Source organism: Sphingomonas sp. CFBP 8765 (assembly GCF_014841445.1).
GTDB lineage: Bacteria > Pseudomonadota > Alphaproteobacteria > Sphingomonadales > Sphingomonadaceae > Sphingomonas > Sphingomonas aerolata.
The window spans coordinates 812,305-835,025 of sequence record NZ_JACYTY010000002.1 but is presented as its reverse complement, the minus strand read 5'-3'; the positions used below and the strand labels follow the sequence as shown (position 1 = coordinate 835,025).

Annotated in this window: 17 protein-coding genes and 1 tRNA gene; 13 read left to right on the top strand and 5 right to left on the bottom strand. The window is 64.2% G+C overall.

Translation table 11 applies throughout. The features are described 5' to 3' along the window. Positions 1-124: 124 nt before the first annotated feature. From IFT87_RS08455 to IFT87_RS08415, 9 genes are all read left to right on the top strand, one after another. On the top strand, positions 125-1,507 hold the full coding sequence (locus IFT87_RS08455) for an MFS transporter (protein WP_192008130.1): 1,383 nt from the start codon (positions 125-127) through the stop codon (positions 1,505-1,507). Then, positions 1,504-2,706 (top strand): alginate export family protein, encoded by a 1,203-nt coding sequence (locus tag IFT87_RS08450; protein ID WP_192008128.1) that lies wholly within the window; start codon positions 1,504-1,506, stop codon positions 2,704-2,706. The genes IFT87_RS08455 and IFT87_RS08450 overlap by 4 nt, the downstream gene beginning before the upstream one ends. After that, complete coding sequence (nirB, locus tag IFT87_RS08445; protein WP_192008126.1) at positions 2,706-5,198, top strand: nitrite reductase large subunit NirB; 2,493 nt, start codon at positions 2,706-2,708, stop codon at positions 5,196-5,198. Before IFT87_RS08450 ends, nirB begins: the two co-directional genes overlap by 1 nt. Continuing rightward, on the top strand, positions 5,195-5,533 hold the full coding sequence (gene nirD, locus IFT87_RS08440; protein WP_192008124.1) for a nitrite reductase small subunit NirD: 339 nt from the start codon (positions 5,195-5,197) through the stop codon (positions 5,531-5,533). Before nirB ends, nirD begins: the two co-directional genes overlap by 4 nt. A gap of 115 nt (positions 5,534-5,648) precedes the next feature. Next, entirely contained in the window at positions 5,649-8,246 is a 2,598-nt protein-coding gene (locus tag IFT87_RS08435; protein WP_192008122.1) for a nitrate reductase, read from the top strand. Beyond that, on the top strand, positions 8,236-9,054 hold the full coding sequence (gene cobA, locus IFT87_RS08430) for a uroporphyrinogen-III C-methyltransferase (protein WP_192008120.1): 819 nt from the start codon (positions 8,236-8,238) through the stop codon (positions 9,052-9,054). Before IFT87_RS08435 ends, cobA begins: the two co-directional genes overlap by 11 nt. A 417-nt stretch (positions 9,055-9,471) precedes the next feature. Then, a complete protein-coding gene (locus IFT87_RS08425) occupies positions 9,472-10,473 on the top strand; it encodes a M48 family metalloprotease (RefSeq protein ID WP_192008118.1) in 1,002 nt (333 codons plus the stop codon). A gap of 749 nt (positions 10,474-11,222) precedes the next feature. Beyond that, entirely contained in the window at positions 11,223-12,335 is a 1,113-nt protein-coding gene (locus IFT87_RS08420; RefSeq protein WP_192008116.1) for a transferrin-binding protein-like solute binding protein, read from the top strand. Between the two features lie 25 nt (positions 12,336-12,360). Then, positions 12,361-13,710 carry a surface lipoprotein assembly modifier gene (locus IFT87_RS08415; RefSeq protein WP_192008114.1) on the top strand — a complete coding sequence of 450 codons (1,350 nt, stop codon included), beginning with the start codon at positions 12,361-12,363 and terminating at the stop codon, positions 13,708-13,710. 608 nt (positions 13,711-14,318) lie between these two features. On the opposite strand, the gene IFT87_RS08410 is transcribed toward IFT87_RS08415, so the two are convergent. From IFT87_RS08410 to IFT87_RS08395, 4 genes are all read right to left on the bottom strand, one after another. Then, entirely contained in the window at positions 14,319-14,777 is a 459-nt protein-coding gene (locus tag IFT87_RS08410) for a hypothetical protein (protein WP_249403242.1), read from the bottom strand. A gap of 563 nt (positions 14,778-15,340) precedes the next feature. Then, the gene (locus IFT87_RS08405; RefSeq protein ID WP_192008112.1) at positions 15,341-16,030 is read right to left on the bottom strand and encodes a replication protein A; all 690 of its coding nucleotides are present in this window, start codon (positions 16,028-16,030) and stop codon (positions 15,341-15,343) included. Between the two features lie 19 nt (positions 16,031-16,049). Beyond that, complete coding sequence (locus IFT87_RS08400) at positions 16,050-17,315, bottom strand: tyrosine-type recombinase/integrase (RefSeq protein WP_192008111.1); 1,266 nt, start codon at positions 17,313-17,315, stop codon at positions 16,050-16,052. A 159-nt stretch (positions 17,316-17,474) separates the two neighbouring features. Further along, positions 17,475-17,561, bottom strand: a tRNA-Tyr gene (locus IFT87_RS08395). 126 nt (positions 17,562-17,687) lie between these two features. Here IFT87_RS08395 and IFT87_RS08390 point away from each other — a divergent pair. Next, the gene (locus tag IFT87_RS08390; RefSeq protein WP_192008110.1) at positions 17,688-19,337 is read left to right on the top strand and encodes a M20/M25/M40 family metallo-hydrolase; all 1,650 of its coding nucleotides are present in this window, start codon (positions 17,688-17,690) and stop codon (positions 19,335-19,337) included. 21 nt (positions 19,338-19,358) lie between these two features. Beyond that, the gene (gene rlmB / locus IFT87_RS08385; RefSeq protein ID WP_031440547.1) at positions 19,359-20,105 is read left to right on the top strand and encodes a 23S rRNA (guanosine(2251)-2'-O)-methyltransferase RlmB; all 747 of its coding nucleotides are present in this window, start codon (positions 19,359-19,361) and stop codon (positions 20,103-20,105) included. 115 nt (positions 20,106-20,220) lie between these two features. Here rlmB and IFT87_RS08380 read toward each other — a convergent pair whose 3' ends face one another. Next, a complete protein-coding gene (locus tag IFT87_RS08380) occupies positions 20,221-20,538 on the bottom strand; it encodes a 2Fe-2S iron-sulfur cluster-binding protein (RefSeq protein ID WP_031396278.1) in 318 nt (105 codons plus the stop codon). A 72-nt stretch (positions 20,539-20,610) separates the two neighbouring features. Here IFT87_RS08380 and IFT87_RS08375 point away from each other — a divergent pair, with 72 nt between their 5' ends. Next, entirely contained in the window at positions 20,611-21,234 is a 624-nt protein-coding gene (locus tag IFT87_RS08375; RefSeq protein ID WP_031440548.1) for a DNA-3-methyladenine glycosylase family protein, read from the top strand. A 169-nt stretch (positions 21,235-21,403) separates the two neighbouring features. Then, a complete protein-coding gene (locus IFT87_RS08370; protein WP_031440549.1) occupies positions 21,404-22,711 on the top strand; it encodes an Nramp family divalent metal transporter in 1,308 nt (435 codons plus the stop codon). Positions 22,712-22,721: the final 10 nt, after the last annotated feature.

Sequence of the window (22,721 nt, the reverse complement as noted above, 5' to 3'; positions counted from 1 at the left end):
AAGGGACCAGCCCGCGTAGGACGGTTCACCGATCGTCCATAGGCAACGAAGCCGCTCCGATGCGTCCGCAAGGTCGCCGTCGGGGCGGCTTTTTCTTTGTCCAACGCAGATGGGGGAAAACATCATGCTGTTCGCATCACCGGGGATCGACGTCACCGGATCGAAGGCCACGAGGATCGATCTGTTCCGTGCCGCCACGCCGCAGATGCGCGCCTTCCACGTCACGTGGCTCGCGTTCTTCGTGTGCTTCTTCGCCTGGTTCGCCGCCGCCCCGATGATGCCGCTCATCAAGGCCGAGCTCGGGCTGAGCAAGGACCAGATCGCCAATATCAACATCGCCGCGGTGGCCGTCACGATCCTCGTACGGCTCGTGGTCGGGCCGCTCTGCGATCGATTCGGGCCGCGTCGCACCTATACGTGGCTGCTGCTGCTCGGCGCGATACCGGTGTTCGGGCTCGCCTTCGCCCAGACCTACGAGGCGTTCCTGTTCTTCCGTCTTGCGATCGGTGCGATCGGGGCCTCGTTCGTCATCACGCAATATCACACCAGCGTGATGTTCGCGCCCAACATCGTCGGCACCGCCAACGCAACCGTCGGCGGCTGGGGCAACGCAGGGGGTGGCGCGGCACAGAGCCTGATGCCCCTAGTCGTTGCGGCAATGATCGGGCTTGGCGTCGAGCACGCCTGGGGCTGGCGCGCGGCGATGTTCGTGCCGGGTGTGGCGATGGTCGCGATGGCGGTCGTCTATGCGCGCTACACGCAGGACACGCCGCAGGGCGACATCGTCGACCTCCGCGCGGCCGGCATCGAACTCGACGGCGGCAAGGCAACGGGCATGGCGATCTTCCGCCGCGCCGCAGCCAACTACCGGACGTGGATGCTCGCCGCGACCTACGGCGCCTGCTTCGGCGTCGAAATCTTCATCCACAACATCGCCGCCAGCTATTACGTCGATCGGTTCGGGCTGTCGCTCACCAGCGCCGGGCTCGCCGCCGGGATCTTTGGCGGCCTAGCGCTGTTCGCCCGCGCGCTCGGCGGCATCGCCAGCGACCGGATCGCGCTCGCCAAGGGGCTCGACGGTCGGGCGTTGCTGCTGTTCGGGCTGATGCTCGGCGAGGGTGTCGGGCTGGTGCTGTTCGGGAATGCCGGCAGCGTCACGCTGGCGATCCTCGCGATGACGATGTTCGGGCTGTTCACGCACATGGCGTGCGGTGCGACCTATGCGCTGGTGCCGTTCGTCGACCGCAAGGCGCTGGGCGGGGTCGCCGGGCTGATCGGTGCGGGCGGCAATATCGGCGCAGTTGCGGCGGGGTTCCTTAACAAGGCATCGGCGACGCCGCAGCAATGCCTGATCGTGCTCGGCTACATCGTCGCGGGCACCGCGTTCTGCGCACTCGCGGTCCGCTTCTCTGCAGCGCACAAGTCGGATGAGCGCCTCCTGCTTGACGCGGCGCTCGATGCCCGGCGTCTTGGCGATGGTCGCGCAACCGCTGCGGTGGTGGCATGAAGCGACTGGTCCTCACCGGTGTGCTGCTCGCCAGCGCCGCACCGGCGGTGGCGCAGACGGTGACGCTGGCGCCCGTCGTCGATGCCCGCCTCCGCTACGAGACGGTCGACCAGGACCGCATCGCCGACGATGCCGATGCGGTGACGATGCGGGTCCGCGCCGGCGTGCAGGCGACTCGCGGGCACTGGTCCGCTCTGGCGGAGGCGCAGGCCAATCTCGCGATCGTCGGTAACTATTATGACGGATTGCACGGAAGCGCGACCCGGCCGCTGGTCGCCGATCCGCAGTCCGTCGGGCTGTATCTCGCGCAGGTCCAGTACCGCACGCCGGCCGTCGCGATTACCGCCGGGCGACAGCGGATCGCGCTCGATGACGAACGTTTCGTCGGCAGCGCGCCGTTCCGCCAGAATGCGCAGACCTATGACGCGGTCCGCATCGAATGGACCGCGGTGAAGAACCTCAAGGCCGACGTCACCTACGCCTGGGATGTCCGCACGATCTGGGGCATCGACGGCGTGGGAGCGCGCCAGCAGGGGATTGCCGGCAACAATGTCTTTGCGAACCTGGGATACAAGACAGCGATCGGCACCGCGACCGGCTTTGCGTACCTGATCGACCAGGACGAGGCGGCGGTGCAGGGCTACCGCCTGTCGAGCCAGACATACGGGGTGCGCTTCGCCGGCGCGCAGGCGCTCGGAGGCGCGAAGCTCGCCTACCAGGCAAGCTATGCCCGCCAGTCCGACTGGCATCGCAACCCCAACCGCTATGCGGCCGACTATTATCTCGCCGATCTCGCCCTCGACCTGAACGGCCCGAAGCTCGGCGCGGGATACGAGGTGCTGGGGGCAAGCGGCGGCGGCGCGCTCACCTCCTTCCAGACGCCGCTCAGCAGCCTGTTCAAGTTCCAGGGCTGGGCCGACAAGTTCCTGACCACGCCCGCCGACGGCGTCCGCGATGCCTATGCCAGCGCTGGCTGGGGCTGGAAGATGATCGGCGTGCTCCAGGGGGTATCGCTGCAGGGCGTTTACCATCGGTTCGAGAGCGATCGACTGGTTCGCCACTACGGCAACGAAGTCGATCTGCTCGCCTCGGCGAAGCTTGGGCGGACCACTGCGACGCTGCGCTACGCCGATTACGACGCGGACCTGTTCGCGGTCGATACCCGTAAATTTTGGCTTCAACTAGATTGGGCGATCTGATGGATCATCACGGCATCACCGCGGACCTCGACACGCGCGAACACCTCGTCGTGATTGGCAATGGCATGGCCGGCTGTCGCGCGGTCGAGGAGCTGATCGCGCGCGACCCGACCCGCTACCGCGTCACCATTTTCGGCGCCGAGCCGCATGTGAACTACAACCGGATCATGCTGTCGCCGGTGCTGGCGGGCGAGAAGACGTTCGAGCAGATCGTCATCAACGATCATGCCTGGTACGCCAGCAACACGATCGCACTGGTGACCAGCGATCCGGTGCAGGCGATCGACCGCGTGGCCAAGACCGTCACCGCGCGGTCCGGGCTGACGGTATCATACGACAGGTTGCTGATCGCGACCGGCTCCGATCCGTTCATCATCCCCGTCCCCGGCAAGGACCTGCCCGGCGTCATATCCTTCCGCGACATGGCCGATGTCGATCACATGCTGGAGGCCGCCGGCAAGGGGGGCGCGGCGGTCGTCATCGGCGGCGGGCTGCTCGGGCTGGAGGCCGCGCATGGCCTAACCTTGCGCGGCATGAAGGTGACCGTGATCCACCTGATGCCGACGCTGATGGAACGCCAGCTCGACGAGGCGGCGGGCTGGTTGCTGAAATCGGCACTGGAGGCGCGCGGCCAGGTGATCCTGACCGAGGCGAATACCGCCGAGATCGTCGGCGACACCCGTGTCGAAGGCGTGCGGCTCAAGGACGGCACGCTGATCCCCGCGAGCCTGGTCGTGATGGCGGTCGGCATCCGTCCGTCGGTGGCGCTCGCGCGTGACGCCGGGCTGGAGATCGGCCGCGGGATCAAGGTCGACGACCATATGATCACTAGCGACCCGTCGATCCTCGCGGTCGGCGAATGCGTCGAGCATGATGGCAATATCTACGGCCTCGTCGCGCCGCTGTGGGACATGTGCCGCGCGCTCGCCGACGGGCTGACCGACAGTCACAGCGGCTATCGCGGATCGGTGACCTCGACCAAGCTGAAGGTCGCCGGGCTCGACGTGTTCTCCGCGGGCGATTTCTCGGGCGGTGCCGGCGCGGAGGACATCGTCTTGCGCGATGCGTCGCGCGGCATCTACAAGCGCGTGGTGGTCAAGGACGACAGGATCGTCGGCGCGGTGCTGTACGGCGACACCAGCGATGGCGGCTGGTATTTCGACCTGCTGAAGCGCGGCGAGGATATCGCGCCCATCCGCGACATGCTGATCTTCGGCCAGTCCTTCGCCTCTGGAGGAGCGCAAGCGGACCCTAAGGCGGCCGTTGCGGCGCTCTCCGACGATGCGGAGATCTGCGGCTGCAACGGCGTCACCAAGGGTAAGGTCGTGGCGTGCATCGGCGCCGGCAATACGACGCTGGATGCGGTTCGCGCGACGTGCAAAGCGTCCGCATCGTGCGGGTCGTGCACCGGGCTGGTCGAGACGCTGCTCGCGGTCACATTAGGCGATGACTATTCGGGCGAACGCACGGTCAAGACGATGTGCAAATGCACCAGCTTCGGCCACGACGACGTCCGCCGCGAGATCGTCGCGCAGAGCATGCGATCGATCCCCGAAGTGATGCAGAAGATGAGCTGGTCGACGCCCGACGGGTGTTCGTCGTGCCGGCCGGCGCTCAATTACTATCTGCTCTGCGCGCTGCCCGGCGACTATAAGGACGACCAGCAGAGCCGGTTCGTCAACGAACGGGTGCACGCCAACATCCAGAAGGACGGCACCTATTCGGTCGTGCCGCGGATGTGGGGCGGGCTCACCAACCCGCGCGAGTTGCGCGCGATCGCCGACGTCGTCGAGAAATACGACGCGCCGATGGTCAAGGTGACGGGCGGCCAGCGGCTCGACATCTTCGGGATCAAGAAGGAGGATCTGCCCGCGGTCTGGGCGGATCTCAACGCCGCCGGGATGGTCAGCGGGCATGCGTACGGCAAGTCGCTGCGCACCGTGAAGACGTGCGTCGGGTCGGACTGGTGCCGGTTCGGGACGCAGGATTCGACCGGGCTCGGCGTCAAGGTCGAGCGGATGACCTGGGGATCTTGGATGCCGCACAAGTTCAAGATCGCGGTCTCGGGCTGTCCGCGGAATTGCGCCGAGGCGACGATCAAGGATTTTGGCGTGGTCTGCGTCGACAGCGGCTACGAGCTGTCGGTCGGCGGCAATGGCGGGATGAAGGTCCGCGCGACCGATTTCCTGTGCAAGGTCGCGACCGAGGAAGAGGCGATGCACTATTGCGCCGCGTTCATCCAATTGTACCGCGAAGAGGCGCGCTATCTGGAGCGCACCGCGCCGTGGATCGAGCGGATCGGCGTGGCCTATATTCGCGAGCGGATCGCCGACGATGCCGAGGGCCGCGATGCGCTGGCGGCACGGTTCCTGTTCTCGCAGCAATTCACGCAGGACGATCCCTGGGCGGCACGCGCGGCGGGCGAGCACCGCGAACAGCATGCACCGATGGCGCGCTTCACCCCCATCGATGCAACGAGGGAAATGGCATGATCGGCGAATGGCTCGATATCGGCTGGGTCGACGAGATCCCGGTCCGCGGCAGCCGCACGGTGCAGGTGGCCGGTGGCGACGACATCGCGGTGTTCCGCACCGGCGACGGGCGTGTCTACGCGCTCGCCGATCGCTGTCCGCACAAGGGCGGGCGGCTGTCGCAGGGGATCGTCCATGGCGGCGCGGTGGCATGCCCGCTGCACAATTGGCGGATCGCGCTGGATACGGGCGAGGCGCTTGGCGAGGACAAGGGCTGTACGCCGGTGATCCCCGTCAAGGTGTCGGGCGGCAGGGTGCTGATCTGCCGCACCGCAACGATGAAGGCGGCGGCGTGATCGCGTCACTGCTCCCTCTCCCCGTCGGGGAGAGGGTCGGGGTGAGGGGTTGGGGTGCGTGCTGCGCTTCCCAACGGCCCCCCACCCAACCCTCTCCCCGACGGGGAGAGGGCTAATGAGCGCGCCCGTCCGCACCACCTGCGCCTATTGCGGAGTCGGCTGTGGCATCCTCGCGACCCCGACCGGCGAGCGAAGCGTCGATATCAAGGGCGATCCCGACCACCCCGCCAACGCCGGCAAGCTCTGTTCGAAAGGCACGCATCTCGGCGAAACCATCGGCCTCGAAGGTCGCCTGCTCACCCCGATGATCGGCAAGCGCGCGGTCTCTTGGGACAAGGCGCTCGGCCTCGTCGCCAAGCGCTTCCGCGACACGATCGCGCAGCACGGCCCGAACAGCGTCGCCTTCTACGTCTCCGGCCAGTTGCTGACCGAGGACTATTACGTCGCCAACAAGCTGATGAAGGGGTTTATTGGCGCGGCGAACATCGACACCAATTCGCGGCTCTGCATGGCCAGCGCGGTCGCCGGCCACACGCGCGCGTTCGGCGAAGACATCGTACCCGCCGCTTACGACGATCTCGACGCCGCCGACCTGATCGTGCTGGTCGGGTCGAACACCGCCTGGTGCCACCCGGTCGTCTATCAGCGCATCCGTGCGCGCTGCGACGCCGGCGCGAAGCTGGTCGTGATCGACCCGCGCCGCACGGAGACCGCGGACGAAGCCGACCTGCATCTCGCGATCCGGCCCGGCACGGACGTCGCGCTGATGAACGGTCTGCTGGCGTGGTGTCGTGACGCGGGTGTGATCGACCACGACTATCTTGAGCGCCACGTCGCGACACCCGACGATTTCTGGGACCAGGTCGGAGAGGGGAGCGACCTGTGGTCGGTGGCGCGCGTGTGCGACGTGCTGCCGCAAGACCTCAGGCGCTTCTTTGAACTGTTCGCCGCCACGCCGAAGACCGTGACGATGTTCAGCCAGGGCGTGAATCAATCGCTGTCCGGGACCGACCAGGTCAACGCGATCACCAACCTCCACCTCGCCACCGGGCGGATCGGCAAGCCCGGCGCGGCCCCCTTTTCGATCACCGGCCAGCCCAACGCGATGGGCGGCCGCGAGGTCGGCGGGCTCGCCTCGAGCCTTGCCGCGCACATGGATTTCACGCCCGAGAATATCGCGCGCGTTGGCCGCTTCTGGGCAGCACCCAACATGGCGGCCAAGCCCGGGCTTAAGGCGGTCGACCTCTTCCGCGAACTCGGCAACGGCCGGATCAAGGCGATCTGGATCATGGCGACCAACCCTGCCGTTTCGATGCCCGACGCCGGGCGCGTGCGCGAGGCGCTGGCCGATTGCCCGTTCGTCGTCGTCTCCGACGTGATCGAAACCACCGACACGTCGGTTCACGCGCATGTCCGTCTGCCCGCCGCGGCCTGGGGCGAGAAGGACGGCACCGTGACCAATTCCGACCGCACGATCAGCCGCCAGCGGGCCTTTATGGCCGTACCCGGCAACGCAAAGCCCGACTGGTGGATCGTCACGCAAGTCGCGCGCCGGATGGGGTGGAAGACCGCCTTCCCCTATGATCGCCCGGCCGAAATCTGGCGCGAGCATTGCCGCCTGTCCGCCTATGAAAATGACGGCACGCGCCTGTTCGCGCTCCCCGGCCATGCCGCCAAGGGCAATGCGGATTATGCAGCGATGGCGCCGTCCCGCTGGGGAGGCACGCCGTTCTCCGATGGGCGCTTCTCGACACCGGACGGCCGTGCGCGGCTGATACCCGTCGCGCAGAAGCCGGTCGCGGCCCCGCTCGCCAAATGGCCGATGACGCTCAACACCGGGCGCTACCGCGACCACTGGCACACGATGACCCGCACCGGCCTGTCACCCAAGCTCGCGCACCACCGCGAGGAGCCGCTGGTCGAGATCCATCCCGACGACGCCGCCCGACTCGGGATCGTCGACGGCGGTCTGGCACGCGTGACGACGCCGCAAGGCACCAGCCTGTTCCGCGCGACGATCGTCACAACGCAGCGGGCGGGCGAACTGTTCGTGCCGATCCACTGGACCGATAGCACCGCGACGGGTGGGCGCGCCGGCCTCCTCCCCCGCCCACTCGCCGATCCGGTTTCCGGACAGCCCGGCTTCAAGTTCACGCCGGCCAAGATCGACCATGTAGAAGCAGCGTGGCGTGGCTTCATCATCGTCCGCGGTGAGCTCGCGACCCGACCCGACTGCCTCTGGGCAACACGTGTGGCGGTTCCATGCGGAAGCGCATGGGATATGGCAGGCACGGGCGACGCCGACGCGCTCGACGCGTTGTTGCCCAAAGGCCAGCGAATCGAGGCGATCGACGCGGCGCGTGGCAGCCGCCGGATCGCAACTCTCGACGACGGCCGGCTCGCGGCGGTGCTGTTCGTCACGCGCGACGGCCGGCTCCCCCCGCGAGACTGGCTCGTCGCGCAACTTGGCGAAGCGATCGCCGCCCCGACGCTGCTCGCCGGGCGGACCGCGGGCGTGCAGGTCGACCGTGGGCCGATCGTCTGTGCCTGTTTCGACGTGGGCCTCAAGACCATCCTGGCGGCGATCGCCAACCAGCATCTCGCCGACGTGCCTGCGATCGGCGCGGCACTCGGCGCGGGCACGAATTGCGGGTCGTGCCGCCCTGCCCTTGCCAAACTCCTCGCCATCGAAGGATCTACGCATGCCGCATGATTTCCCACCCGGTTCGGTCTGGCTCGTCGGTGCCGGCCCCGGCGACCCCGATCTGCTGACGCGGAAAGCCGAGCGACTGCTCGCCGACGCCGACATCGTCTTTTCCGACGCGCTGGTCGGCCCCGGAATCCTGGCGCTCATACCCCCCGGCACCGAGCGGGTCGGCGTCGGCAAGCGGTCTGGCCGCCATTCGAAGGACCAAGCATCGATCAACGCCCTGCTCGCCACCGCCGCGAAAGCGGGCAAGCGCGTCGTGCGCCTGAAGGGGGGCGATCCCTCGATCTTCGGCCGCTCGACCGAGGAAATGGAGCATCTTGCCGCGAACGGCATCGCAGTGAGGATATGCCCCGGCATCACCGCCGCCAGCGCCGCTGCAGCATCGGGCGTCGCTTCGCTGACGCTCCGCGGCCTCGCCCGCAAACTCACCTTCGTGACCGCGCACGCCCGCGCCGGCGAAGCGCTCGACCTCGACTGGGCCGCCCTCGCCGCACCCGATGCCACACTCGCCATCTATATGGGCCGCGCCGCCGCCGGCGAGATCGCGCGCAATTTGATCGCAGCCGGTCGGGCGCCCGACACCGCGGTGATGGTCGCGGTCAACGTCTCTCTCCCGAGCGAACGCATCATCCGAGGGCGATTGTCGGCGCTCGCCTTCCTGGTCGAGACGATCAGCGATAGCGATCCATCGCTGCTGCTGATCGGCGAAGCCGTCGCCGCGGCACGCGACGACCATACGGGGTATTCCGGCTTGATATCGACGCTGGTCGCTCGCGCGGATCAAATCCTGCCCGAGGGCAGTTTGCACTGAGAACTGACAATCTAGCTTAGCGACTGGCACTCCCGGAATCAGAAATCTACGCCGAGCGGGCGCAGTATCGTGCGTCTTGTTCGGAGGGCGGTTGAGGGATGTGCTCCCGGCGGGTTGGGTAGCAAAATACCCAGTTCCGGCCACTCACCGCCGGCTTTCATCCCCCAATCTCGGACCTGCGTTCAGAAACCGCCGCTATAATGCCCCGTTTATCAGCGGCTGCATTTGGTTCGACGAAGTCAGCTGGAGCGGTGAATCCCGGCGCCGATGGAATTGCAGGCAGCAGCCCTAGTTTTCTTTTGAGCTTTGGTGCTAGCAACGGGCAAGACGATCGGTAATCAGTGCAGAACGGTATCGATGCTCATCCGGAACAACGGTGTAAGGGTCGCTTTATACCGTCGTTACCGGGAGAGCTTCATGATCCGCCGTCACATCGCCGTACTGCTAGCCAGCGCATTCCTGCTCGCACCCGTTGCCCCTGTTACCGCCCAGAACACGGTTAGATGGATTTCGGCGACCGACAAGGCGCAGGGCAATAAGGCTCATCCGCAACTGCTCTCGGAGTTCGGCGGTGCATATAAGGGGCCGCAGGCGACATTTGTCGAACGCGTCGGCAAGCGTGTGGCGGTCCAGTCTGGCCTGTCGAATGCGGGCAGCGACTTTACCGTTACCCTGCTAGACTCCCCGGTCGAGAACGCCTTCGCCATCCCGGGCGGGTACATCTACGTCACCCGTCAGCTTCTCGCACTGATGACCTCGGAGGCAGAACTCGCCTCCGTGATGGGCCATGAGGTAGGCCATGTCGCCGCCCGCCACGCCGCCTCGCGCAATACGCGTGCGACGATCGGTGGCCTGCTTGCTCGTGGCGTGAGCCTGGCTACGAAAAGCGACCTCGCGACCCGGATCGCCGGCACGGGCGCGCAGCTGTACACTCTGAAGTACGGACGCGATCAGGAATATCAGGCCGACGCGCTTGGCGTCCGCTACATTACCGCTGCAGGCTACTCACCCTATGCCTCGGCCGACATCCTGGCGGCCCTCGATGAATCGACCGGGCTGACGGCGCAAGCCAGCGGCACCGCACGGTCTGCGCCGACATGGGCATCGACGCATCCAAATGGAGCCGATCGAGTGCAGCGCGCAGAGGCACTGGCGAAGGCCACTGGCAAGCCAGAGCTGGCAATCACCCAGGATACGGCGTTCCTCCGCATGCTCGATGGCCTGCCTTATGCTGACGGCAAGGAGGGTCGCAAGGTCATCCGGATCGTCACTGTTGGCGCAAGGGACACGATCGATACGTTGAGTCAGCGCATGGCAGTAGCCGACAGCAAGCGTGAACGCTTTATCGTCATCAACGGCCTTCCGGCTGACGGGCCGCTGAAGCCCGGGACGCTGGTCAAGCTTGTGGTCGCCGCATAACCGCGGATACGACAATCGGCCAAGCTACGATCGTGGATGACGTGCAACCCATGAGCATATCAGGAACGCTGGTCTTCGCATTGATCTGGTGCTCAGTCCCGCGCTTGCCGACCGGTATGCGGACGCGCTTGTGGACAGGCAGGTGCCATCGCCGACAGCTTCTCGGCCTTTGGCTCAATGTCGGTCGATAATCTCCTTGAGTGCACTTAGTAGGTCATCAAGCAGGTGCGGGCGACGAAGCTGGTGATACAAGTACGCCGTGCACGCCTGGCCTATGATCGCCAGATCTCCTGGCGTTAGGCCGGGCACATCCGACGGAACATGGATCGCGAAGGCTCACTGCCACGTCGTCTGAACGAACGGCAGCTTACCGTGATCAATTCCCGATAGCGAACGGGCCGCTTCCCACCAGAAAGCGGCCCTTCGGGCTCCTGCCCGCCTCCTGAACGAACGTCCGCTTACTCCGTTCGCCTCCCGAAAGCGGACTGACAGCTTTCCACCAGAACTAGACGTTCCAATTCCGTCCATGGCCTGCTCATGAATGTCATCGACCGCGCTGAAGCCGTCCCAGTCAAAACCGCCAGAAATCCGTTGTCTGCCGCCGTTGTCCGTTCAGCGAGGCATCCAGCCCCGTTCGGTTAGTGGGCTCTCTCGAAGCCGGGCTAAGTACCGCGACCGGGTTCAACAATGACAGATTGTTAATCATGACGCGGTACCTCCGGCGTTGTGATTTGCCCGTGGAGTTTCCGATGCGCGCTGTAATTATTGCTCTTTCCTTACCGCTCGCCGCTTGTGGCGGGGCCGGCGGAAACGTCAGTTCCATAGGATCTTCCGCACCAAGTGGGGCTGTGATCTCGTTGACGCCAACCCCCACACCTACGCAAACGCCAAATAGCACGCAGACCAATCTTTTCGACGTTTCTACGGCAACAAAGTTTGACGCCGTCGGTGCCGTGCATTCGCTTGCAGTCAACGCGGATGGCTCGTCGCTTTACCAAGGCAACGCAAGTACCGTTGAAGCCCCCTCGGGAACGATCAGCTATGACCCCCGTGACGGGGTTTTCGTAATGACGATCGCAGATAGCAAAGCAAATGTTTCTAGAAACATCACGTTCCAAGACCCGGGGCACCGGACGACAGCGGATGCCAATAATGTAGAACGCCAAGTACCACTATTGGCCGGCTTCAATTATCTTCATGTTCTTGATGGCACCGTTCCGCTGACCTTTTTCTACAAACGCCCAAATAGCAGCGGATCATTTGTCTCGCTCGCGGGGTTTGAGCGAAGCCAGGCAAGTGAGGATGGCTCGTCTCTGGCCGAACAAGGGGTGCTGGTTTTTGGAACGCGTTCTACGACCACGCAAACGCCGACGAAGGGGGCTGCACATTTCGACGGCCAGTTCCTGGCGACCATGATCGCTCAGCAAGGCAATTCAGCTCGGGTGCAGCAGTGGCTGGAAGGAATAAGTGCGGTAGAAGTGGACTTTGCGAAACGCACTCTTTCGCTGAGTCTTTCTGGCAAAGTCGGCCCTGCATTCGTTCAGAATAAGCCTGTGGCGGATTCTGCGCTAAGTGTGCCCTCCGGCTCAAGCTTCACTGCGGCTGGCTCGGCCGGTTGGACATCAGCCTCGACAGCTTTTAGCGGCAAGTTTGCTTCAGCCGCCTTCTCTAGCAACGGCACGGCTACTCCGATCGATTTCACGTCTGTCAGTGCGGGTACGGCCACCGCAGGTGCGAGCTCGATCGACGGTACGTTTTATGGTCCGGATGCGAAGAACGTCGGCGGCAACTTCCGGATTGTAGGCGGGATACCAAATCAGCGGATTGATATTCTCGGCGGTTTTATAGGCGTGAAAAAGTAGTGAGCTTTGACGAGGATTCCTCGACATGCGCTTCGTGCTAATCGCCGGCACGGCGATATTTGCCTGTGCATCGCCGGCGTCTGCCGCTCCGGAAGGCAACTGTTCCGCCGGTACTTGTCGTATTGAGCTAACGCCGCCGCAGCTACTGGCGGCGGCGGAACGTCTGATTTTTGAGAGGCATTATGCGGAAGCTTTACCTCTTGTAGAAGCATTGCGTCTTGCGCCTGGGTTCAAGTTACAAACAGAATTTCTGGGAGGGTTGATAGCCTCCCGGACCGGCGACTACGCCGGTGCAGTGAATCAATTCATGGCAATTTTGGCCAACGATCCCGCCCAGACCAGAGTCCGCCTTGAATTGGCGCAGGCGTTGATAGCTTTAAAAAAGACGGCAAGCGCCGATCGCCAGCTACGAATTGCTCAGCAGGATACGGAACTGCCTCAGCAGATCGCCAGGACGATACGCACGGTACGCGACACGATACGGAGCGGAAGGACTTGGCGTCTTGACCTGAATATCGGCATCGCACCTGATACTAACATAAACAACGCAACATCGGCTCAATCCGTAACGGTCTTGCTCGGTGACAGCGCTTATCAAGCGGATCTGAACGACGAAGCGAAAGCTCACTCGGGCGTCGGGCTGACTGCCCAGCTTTCCACCGGGTTGCGTCTTCCCATCTCGAAAACAGTATCTGCGCTTGCGGAGTTCGACGCGAATGGGTCGAACTACAGTGGCAGTCAGTTTGATGATTACAACGTGCAGACATCGGCCGGGGGCGAATATCGCGTCACTCCAACCAGCAGCGTTTCACTTGAAGGTGTCTATGCACGCCGTTGGTTCGGCGGGAAGGCGGCGACCGCTCAGATTGGCGCGCGGACCGGGGGGCAAATGGTCCTCGGCAAACGCGATCGCTTTGGCTACCAAGTTGATGTTCGCCATGTTCGAGCTTATTTCGACCGCGGCTACGATGGCTGGCAAGGCGGTTTATATGGAACGATCGAGCACGCTATAGCGCGAACGCTGGTTGTTTCTGCTGGGCCGTTTTTTCGACGTGAATGGTTGCGAGAAGACGCCTTTTCCAACATCGAGGTTGGCGGCAATTTGGGTGTTGGCGGCGAACTGCGCCACGGCTTCAATATAGGCGGCAGCTTAGGGATGTCCCGAGCAGTTTTTGATGCCCCGCTGCTGATATTCGATGTCAAGTCGCGGCGTGACACCCGTTTAGTCATACGGACAACACTGGGCAACCGTAAGATACGAGTTATGGGATTTTCTCCACAGTTAAACTGGACGTATAATCGCGTTAGCTCGTCTATCGGATTATACGCGATAAAGCGCAGTCGTTTCGAACTAACGGCAGCTAGATACTTCTAGTAGCATAAAACTGAACGGCCCGACCGGAAACCGAATCGAGCGATGCTGGCAGGTTGCGATTTATCCGGTTGCGGAGACCACAATGATCATATGGCAGGACTAAGACTGCTCGGTCCAAGCATGACAGAGGCGGGCCGCGCTAGCGCGTGTCGCCAATCGTATGTTTGACGACAGGGCGCGACACCCAGCTAAAAAGCGGCCGGACCGCTGTCGCCCATTTCCAGACGCTTGGCACTCCGTTACAACTAGCGAATGTTAGCCACGCCACCTACAATCCCGCAATGCGTAGCGAGCATGGGGGAAGTAAAATCTCAATCAGTGGTGCTGTTTGGGCGCGGTGATGCGCTCCGAACATTCCTTAGCCAAGAAGAAGATCGCAGCGGTCCATTCGAGTTATCCCTTTCGCCTGATGACGACGAAGGAAGTGCTACCGCTATTCTGCGTTTCAGCACGGAGACGCCATATCGCGCGATCGGCGGGTTAATGTACCACGCACCGCGCGCAAACTTGCGGGTGCTAGGGTGGGCGCTTCAACCGCCTTTATGTTCGCCTAACACGAAACGTCCCTGATCCCGAATGTCCGCTATCGCTCAGAAGCAGACGTAGCACTATGGGACCGCAGACCAGATGACGCTGTCAGATATTGGGCTGTAGCGCGCGATCACAGCCTCCCGCTCGTTCTCCGCGGTTAGCCGAACCTCCTTGGAGGTCATCCGTCCTAAATCGACAAGAAATTGACCTAGACGTTCGGCCTCAACCAGCCCGTCAACGTCCTTGGGATCAAGGTCGAATTCCACCTCCTCTTCGACGAAGAAATGGCAGTTAAGCCGCTGTTTCCCGAGCCGATAACAGGCGGTCACTGAGTGTGAGGCATGAAGGGCGAACGCTTCTCGCACATCAGCAGGCGGCGTTCGAGCTATGCCGTCAACGTCGAACGCCAAACTGCCCGAGGCGGTCAACACATTCCAGATGAGCGCCCAATCGTCGATCGACGTGCCTAGGATGTAGATGTCGCGCAGCGAGCCGTCGGACTTTGAATCTGTGGCGATCTGCGACCAATCCATCATAGACGATAACGACAGTGCCCCGCTTATGGCAACGTCCGCATTCCACCAATCTCGTCGGTTACGAATTGCATACACAAATACGGCGTAAGCCCCCTTCCTCACCCGCTGGCTTATGTGCCTTTTGATGCAGTCGGGAAATCCGATGCGCGGTGGCGTGATTAAGTGGCGTCCATCCTGCAATGATCCGTCCTACGGTTATGCAGATTGATGCACCTGCCACCCCATTTAACACGCTATTCCCCCCGCCTCGCCCGCGGTCTTTTCGTGTCGCAAAAGGTGCGATCATACAACCTGCGGAAACCGGCCCAGGTCCTAGGCCGGGTTGCGGTATTTGAAGCTCATACGCCGGTGCAGTTCGGTGCAGATCGCGCCCCTGCAATGGGGACGACGTGGTTCTCGGAATGGCACCGAATTTGCGCATTCTCCCCAGGATGCGCGGGACGGCGCAAGCCGGCACGCTCACCCGCGGTCGCCGGATGCTGAACCTGTTGGGTTCGGGGCCTCGGGGGCTTGGTGGAGCTTCAAGCTGCGCACGCCATAGGCGTTCCTTTTATATTTAGATCTTACAGGGTCTCTGTGTGACCGCTCGGCGGATTTGCACTATCAACAAAAGCGCGGACGCGTGCGAGGATGGCGCGCAGCTCGGGGCTCTGGACCTCGGCGATCACGTCGTCGACTGTCGCGGTGTCCAGCTTCTTCTGGCGCGAGAGCTTCTCGGCAACAGCGCGGACGAACTCGCTCGGCTTACGGAGCATGCGGCGAACGCACTCGCGCACCGTTGGCGGCTGCAGCAGGATGAAGGCGTTAGAGATCTGTTCGCTCTGTTGCTCGTCGGGCAAGGCATCCTCGATCGGTACGCAGCGCCGGATCCACTCGAGAAAACCGCATGCCTTCAGTCGATCGAGCGCCTCACCGACGGCGCTACGCGAACGATGTATCTTGTCCGCAATCCACTGATAGGTCGGATCGAGTCGGCCGTCCTTACGGCCGCGCAGGCGAAGCAGGCAGCGCAGCACTTCAAGGCCTATCGTGCCCAGGGCGCCGTTACGCTTCCCCGGTAGTTTGGTTTCATGTTCGAACGCCTCGGCTGCGCGCATCCGCGCGTTATGTTCGGTCTTCGGAAACGTGTTGTGCGTGCGCCAGAGGGACACTTCGGACCCACCGGCATTGTGGCTATTGCGGCGAACCGACGAGCCGGATCGCGCGCGGTCGCGGATGCCGGTGGTGACCTCGTTGAAGGAACGCGCGGTCATGCCACGGCTCCTTTGCAAGTCAGGCGTGTTGCCGGAGCCCCGTCAGCAACGATTCCGGCGGCGCCAGGTCCTGCACCAACATACCCGCCCACTCGCACGCCAGTTCGCGCCGACGGGGCATATAAGCGGCGCGATTGTACGCGGCCTCCACCCCCTCCGGAACATGAGCGAGCATCAGATCGATAATTGGTCGATCGCCGACGCGATTCTCCACCGCGGCCAACTCGTTCATAATGGTCGAATAGGTTGATCGCCAACCGTGCGGCACATGCACGCCGGAAAAGCCGGCCTCGCGATATGCTTTGCTTATCGTACTGTCGCTGATCGGCTTCCGCGGATGCCGAACGCTCCGGAAGATCAATGGCTGATGCGCACCAGTGAACTCGATCGCCAGCCTGACCAGCTCCACCGACTGCGGCGCCAGTGGCACGATGAATTCGAACGCAGCGTCTTCCTTGCGTTCGAGCACAAGCTTCATCTTGGAGGCCGGGATTCGCCAGATCGGGTTGGCACCGTCGAGATCCTCGAATTCCTTCGACTCGGCCAGCCTGAGGACGCCCGATCGAACCGCGGTGAGCGCCAGCAATCGCGACGCCAGTTTCGTCAGCGGATGCCCCGGCTGTTCCTCGACCTTGCGCAGAACCGCTCTCGCGGCTTCCATCGTACGTACAGCGGGAAACTTGCCCTTCTTCACCTTCGCCAGCGCCCGTGCAGCGATCGTTGCCGGGTCGTTGGTCGCAACGCCGCTGGCTATCGCTCGCGCAAAGATCTCGGAGATTCTCTGCCGCACGCGGTGAGCCGTTTCGATCGCGCCCCGCTGCTCGATCGGCCGCAAGACCTGCAACACGAGCGGCGTCGTGATTGATTCGATGGGCAAGCTGCCGAGCTTTGGAAAAACGTCCTGGTCCAGACTGCGTCGGACAATCTTCGCATACCGCGGCGACCATGTCCGCTCCTGGCTGGTATACCAGTCGTTCGCTACCGTTTCGAACGTGCTCCCTGCCCGCGCCAGATGAGCCGCGACCCGCTGCCTCTTGTCTACCGAGGGATCCACTCCGCTTCGCAACTGCCGCGCGGCTGCTTCCCGCAGGCTCCGTGCCTCGACCAGAGTGATCTCTGGATAGGCACCGAACACCAAGCGCCCCTCTTTGCCAGCGAATCGGTACTTCCAGCGCCAGCTCTTGTAGCCGGTGGGCGTCACGTACAGGTACAAGCCCTGCGCGTCCGCCAGCTTGTACGGCTTTTCCTGAGGTTTGGCTTTCTTGCAGGCCGTATCGGTCAGCATCCGGTGCCCCCAGGGGCATCGGCCAGTGCCCCAAATGTGCCCCCGAATCGATCGCGCTGCATGGAGATGCTTTGCGACGCTGTGAGACGACGAACAACCCACAAATCAGGGGTTGCCGGTCTCCTGTGAGACCGGTTGAGACAACCTGATATGTAGTGTTGGTGGACAGGGCTGGATTCGAACCAGCGTACGGGAAACCCGGGCAGATTTACAGTCTGCTGCCTTTAACCACTCGGCCACCTGTCCAAAGGGGCCACTCTTTCGAGCGAGGCGGCTCAATGGCGAAGCTTGTCGGTGCTGTCAACGCGGGTTGCGCCAACTTCCGCCCCCGCATAGCCTTTCATGCATAAAAAATTGCCCAGGGGGACCTTCATGCACCAATCGCGTCCGTGCCGACTTGCCATTTTCGCCGCAACCGTAACGATCATCGCGCTCAGCCCCGCGGCCGCCAAGGAGCGTGGCGGCACCGCAAAGCCTGATCAACCCATGGTCAACCGCATCATCGACGAAGGGACCAACCACAGCCAGGTCATGGTGACCGTCCAGCATCTGACCGACGTGATCGGCCCGCGGCTCACCAATTCGCCGTCGATGCGCACGGCCGAGGCATGGACGCAGCGCCGCTTCGCCGACTGGGGCCTCACGAATGTCCACAAGGAAGGGTTCGCATTCGGTCGAGGCTGGTCGATCGAACGGTCGAGCGTGCGGATGACGACCCCGCGGGTGGTGCAGCTGACCGCGATTCCCATTGCCTGGACTCCCGGCACGAACGGCACCGCGCTGAGCGCGGCCGTGATCGTCGCACCGATGGCGCGCGAGCGCGACTTCGCGAAATGGCGCGGCAAGCTCAGCGGCAAGATCGTGATGCTCACGCGGCCCGGCACCGGTGACGAACCTGCCGAGCCCGCCTTCAAGCGGCTGAGCGGCGAGGATATCGCGAGGCTCGACCGGTTTCAGCAGCCGAATTACGACCCCGATGCCGCCGACCGCCGGATGAAGCGGCTCGATTTCTCGAAGAAACTCGATGCGTTCCTGAAAAGCGAAGGCGCGGTCGCGACCGCGACGATGGCCTATCACGACGGCAAGCTGGTCAGCGGCGAAGGCTATCTGTTCGGTGTCGGCGACACGCCTGCGCTGCCGGGCGTGCAGATCGCCGCGGAGGATTATCGACGCCTCGCGCGGCTCGCCAAGGCGGGCCCCGCCCCGACGCTCGAGATCGTCAGCGACGTCCGCTTCGACGACAGCGATGCGCAGGCGTACAACATCATCGCCGACATTCCCGGGACCGATCCGAAGGCCGGCTATGTCATGGCGGGCGCGCATCTCGACAGCTGGGTCGCCGCGGACGGCGCGGCCGACAATGCGGCGGGCTCGGCGATGATCATGGAGGCCGCACGGATCCTGGCCGCAACCGGCGTCCGCCCGAAGCGGACGATCCGGTTCGCGCTCTGGTCGGGCGAGGAGCAGGGCATTCTCGGTTCGATGGCCTATGTCACCCGCCATCTGGCGACACGCGGCAGCCCCAACGACCCGCCGCAGACCGGGATGCAGAGCTATTACGGCTTTTCGCAGAAATGGCCGATCACCCCGCTGCCGGGTCATGCCGACCTCGCCGCCTATTTCAACATCGACAATGGCTCGGGCAAATTGCGCGGGCTCTATGCCGAGACCAACCCCGCGGTCGTGCCGATCTTTCGCGACTGGCTCAGCCCGTTCGCGTCGATGGGCGCATCGAACGTCGTCCTGCGGCCGACCGGCGGCACCGATCACGTCTTCCTGCAACAGGTCGGCGTGCCGGGGTTCCAGTTCATCCAGGATCCGCTCGATTATGGCAGCCGGATCCATCATACGTCGGCCGACACCTTCGATCACCTGAAGGCCGAGGACATGCGCCAGGCGTCGATCGTGCTCGCATCGGTGTTGCTCAGCGCGGCGAATGCGGACAAGGCGCTGCCACGCACGCCACTGCCGACCAAGCCGGTGGTGACCGACCCTTATGGATATAGCGATGACGATGACTGATATGATGACGGGAGCGCTCTGATGGCAGCACGCAAGGGCCATCGGCCGAGCAAGGCCCCCGCGGGGCGTCCGCGCTTCTGGGGCAAGCATGCGGTGGGCGCAGCGCTCGCCAATCCCGAACGCACGGTGCGCAAGATCATGGGCACGCGCGAGGCGCTGGCCGGGTTCGATCTGCCCGCGGCCGTGCCGGTGACCTTCGCCGAGGCCACCGATCTCGCGCGGCTGGTGCCGGGCGACGCCCCGCATCAGGGCGTGGTGATCGAGGTCGAGCCGCTCGAAGACATGTGGCTCGCCGACCTGCTCGAGCATGGCAAGGACGACAACCGTCCGCTCGTCATCCTCGACGGCGTGACCGATCCGCACAATGTCGGCGCGATCCTGCGCTCGGCGGCGGCGTTCGATGCGCTCGGCATCGTCACCCCCGACCGCAACGCGCCGCCCGAATCGGGCACGATCGCCCGTGCCGCGTCGGGTGCGCTCGAGACGGTGCCGTGGATCCGCGTGGTCAATCTCGCCCGCGCGCTCGAGGAAATCGCCGAAGCCGGGTTCTGGCGGATCGGCCTCACGGGCCATGCGACGCAGACGTTGTCCGAGGCGATGGGCACGCAGCGCGTCGCGATCGTGCTCGGTGCCGAGGGCGAAGGCATGCGCAAGAACACCGAGGATCACTGCGACGAACTCGCCAAGCTCCCCATCTCGGAAAAGGTCGAGAGCCTCAACGTCTCGAACGCCGCGGCGATCGCACTCTACGCGGTGACGACGCGCTAACTATCTCCCCCTCTCCCCCGGGGGAGAGGGAAAGGGCCCGCCGCGCAGCGGTGGGAAGGGTGAGGGGCGTGGGGATCGAAACCCCCGCCCCAACCGCCCGTCCCAAGGGACCAGATCAATCCTCGGCGGCGATCCGGACCTTCAGCCCGTCGAGCGCGTCGGTCATGTCGATCTGGCACGACAGTCGCGAATAGTCGTCGCGGTCGCTGGTCGAATCGAGCAGGTCGTTCTCGTCCTCGCTCATCGGCTTGAGTTTGGCCGCAAATTCCGGGTCGACATGGACGTGGCAGGTGGCGCAGGAGCAGCAGCCGCCGCACAAAGCGAGGATCTCGTCGATCCCGGCGTCGCGGATCACTTCCATGACCGAAAGACCCGTTTCGCCCATGAGCTCGCGTTCTTCCCCGTCCCGCGTCACGACGATAAGCTTGGGCATGCTGTCCTCCGAAAAACCGTGCGCGGTCCATGCCGCGCGCCGCCGCCCCGATCAAGCTGCAAGGTTCGCGTCATGGGCCTGAACGCCGACCAGTTGCAGGCTGCCATGACCGCGCTGTGTGCGATCGAACCCGCCTTCGCGGTGGCGGTCGCGAACAAGGGCCACCCTGCCCCGCGGATCAGCGAGCGCGGCTTCGCGACCTTGCTTCGCACGATCCTCGGCCAGCAGGTCAGCGTCGCCTCCGCGCAATCGGTCTGGAACAAGCTCGACGCGCTCGTCGGCGGTGCCGCGGACCCCGCCAACATCGCCGCCGCCAGCGACGAGACGCTGCGCAGCGCGGGGCTGTCGCGGCAGAAACTCGGCTATGCCCGCAGCCTCGCCGACGAGGTGACGAGCGGCCGCCTCGACCTGACGAACCTGCCCGCCGACGACGAGGAGGCGATCGCCGCGCTGGTCCGGGTCAAGGGAATCGGCCGCTGGTCGGCGGAGATCTACCTGCTGTTCGCCGAGGGCCGCACCGACATCTGGCCCGCGGGCGACCTCGCGGTCCAGATCGAGATCGGCCGCATCCTCGGCCACGACGCCCGCCCGAGCGAGAAGATGACTCGCGAACTCGCCGAAGCCTGGCGCCCGCACCGCGGCGCGGCGGCGATCTTCCTCTGGCACCATTACCAGGCTGACATGAAGGTGATCTGAGCGCGGCCGCTCAAGCGAGGCCATGCCCGCGAGACCCCACTCGCCCCTCCCGTCATCCTGACGAAAGTCAGGATGACGGGAGCAAAAAGAGCCATGCGCCGCCCGCCCGATATCCGCCTGCCACCCGAACTGCTTGTCCCCTCCGCTCCCATCCGGCAAAGCACCCGCGATGCCGCCGCCCAGCTCCGCCCTCGCCCATTCGCTGTCCGACAGCTATCGCACCGTCGCGATCCCCGAAGGCGCGCCGTTCTGGCGGCGGCTGTTCGCGTTCGTCGGGCCGGGCTATCTCGTCGCGGTCGGCTATATGGATCCAGGCAACTGGGCGACCGACATCGCCGGCGGCTCGGCGTTTGGCTACACCCTCCTGTCGGTCGTATTGCTGTCCAACCTGATGGCGATGGTCCTCCAGGCCTTGTCCGCACGGCTCGGCATCGTCGCCGGGCTCGACCTCGCCCAGGCCTGCCGCGCGCATTATTCGAAGCGCGTTTCGGTCGTGCTCTGGTTCCTGTGCGAGATCGCGATCATCGCCTGCGATCTGGCCGAAGTGCTCGGCACCGCGATCGCGCTCAAACTGCTGTTCGGGCTGCCGCTGGTCTGGGGTGTCGTGCTGACAGCGCTCGACGTGTTCCTGATCCTCGCGCTGCAACGCTTCGGCTTCCGCAAGCTCGAGGCGTTCATCGTCGCGCTGCTGGTGATCATAGCCGGCTGCTTCATCTTCGAGCTGTTCCTTGCACGGCCCGACATGGCAGGCGTCCTCGGCGGGCTGGTGCCGACGACCGAGATCGTCACCAATCCGGCGATGCTCTACATCGCGATCGGCATCCTCGGCGCGACGGTGATGCCGCACAACCTCTATCTCCACTCGTCGATCGTCCAGACGCGCGCGTTCGCGGCGACCGAGGCGGGCAAGCGCGACGCGGTGACGATGGCGACGATCGACGGCACGATCGCGCTCGGCCTCGCCTTCTTCATCAACGCCGCGATCCTGATCCTCGCGGCTGCGACCTTCCACGTCGCCGGGCGCACCGACGTCGCCGATATCGACCAGGCGCATGCGCTGCTCGCGCCGATGCTCGGCATGGGGGCTGCGAGCGTCGTGTTCGCAGTCGCGCTGCTCGCCTCGGGCCAGAATTCGACGGTGACGGGCACGCTCGCCGGCCAGATCGTGATGGAGGGCTTCCTCGACCTGCGCATGCCCGTTTGGTTACGCCGGCTGGTGACGCGGCTGCTCGCGATTATCCCCGCGGTGTTCGTGGTCGGCGCCGCGGGCGATGCGGGCGCGACCCGGCTGCTGGTGCTGAGCCAGGTCGTGCTGAGCCTGCAGCTCCCCTTTGCGGTCGTGCCGCTCGTCAAGTTCACCGGGGACGCGCGAATCATGGGATCCCTGGTCAGCCCGGTCTGGCTGAAAACGCTCGCCTGGGTCATCGCCGCGGTCATTATCGGCCTCAACGCGACGCTGCTGATCGGCATGCTCTGAGATAAACTGA

Bases quoted from the DNA above. Each gene is read 5' to 3' on its own strand.
- IFT87_RS08370 (WP_031440549.1), top strand. From the start codon at position 21,404: ATGCCGCCGCCCAGCTCCGCCCTCGCCCATTCGCTGTCCGACAGCTAT.
- IFT87_RS08450 (WP_192008128.1), top strand. From the start codon at position 1,504: ATGAAGCGACTGGTCCTCACCGGTGTGCTGCTCGCCAGCGCCGCACCG.
- IFT87_RS08435 (WP_192008122.1), top strand. From the start codon at position 5,649: ATGAGCGCGCCCGTCCGCACCACCTGCGCCTATTGCGGAGTCGGCTGT.
- IFT87_RS08380 (WP_031396278.1), bottom strand. From the start codon at position 20,538: ATGCCCAAGCTTATCGTCGTGACGCGGGACGGGGAAGAACGCGAGCTC.
- IFT87_RS08410 (WP_249403242.1), bottom strand. From the start codon at position 14,777: ATGATGGATTGGTCGCAGATCGCCACAGATTCAAAGTCCGACGGCTCG.
- IFT87_RS08400 (WP_192008111.1), bottom strand. From the start codon at position 17,315: ATGCTGACCGATACGGCCTGCAAGAAAGCCAAACCTCAGGAAAAGCCG.
- IFT87_RS08405 (WP_192008112.1), bottom strand. From the start codon at position 16,030: ATGACCGCGCGTTCCTTCAACGAGGTCACCACCGGCATCCGCGACCGC.
- IFT87_RS08425 (WP_192008118.1), top strand. From the start codon at position 9,472: ATGATCCGCCGTCACATCGCCGTACTGCTAGCCAGCGCATTCCTGCTC.
- IFT87_RS08415 (WP_192008114.1), top strand. From the start codon at position 12,361: ATGCGCTTCGTGCTAATCGCCGGCACGGCGATATTTGCCTGTGCATCG.
- IFT87_RS08455 (WP_192008130.1), top strand. From the start codon at position 125: ATGCTGTTCGCATCACCGGGGATCGACGTCACCGGATCGAAGGCCACG.
- IFT87_RS08375 (WP_031440548.1), top strand. From the start codon at position 20,611: ATGGGCCTGAACGCCGACCAGTTGCAGGCTGCCATGACCGCGCTGTGT.
- rlmB (WP_031440547.1), top strand. From the start codon at position 19,359: ATGGCAGCACGCAAGGGCCATCGGCCGAGCAAGGCCCCCGCGGGGCGT.
- IFT87_RS08420 (WP_192008116.1), top strand. From the start codon at position 11,223: ATGCGCGCTGTAATTATTGCTCTTTCCTTACCGCTCGCCGCTTGTGGC.
- nirB (WP_192008126.1), top strand. From the start codon at position 2,706: ATGGATCATCACGGCATCACCGCGGACCTCGACACGCGCGAACACCTC.
- IFT87_RS08390 (WP_192008110.1), top strand. From the start codon at position 17,688: ATGCACCAATCGCGTCCGTGCCGACTTGCCATTTTCGCCGCAACCGTA.
- nirD (WP_192008124.1), top strand. From the start codon at position 5,195: ATGATCGGCGAATGGCTCGATATCGGCTGGGTCGACGAGATCCCGGTC.
- cobA (WP_192008120.1), top strand. From the start codon at position 8,236: ATGCCGCATGATTTCCCACCCGGTTCGGTCTGGCTCGTCGGTGCCGGC.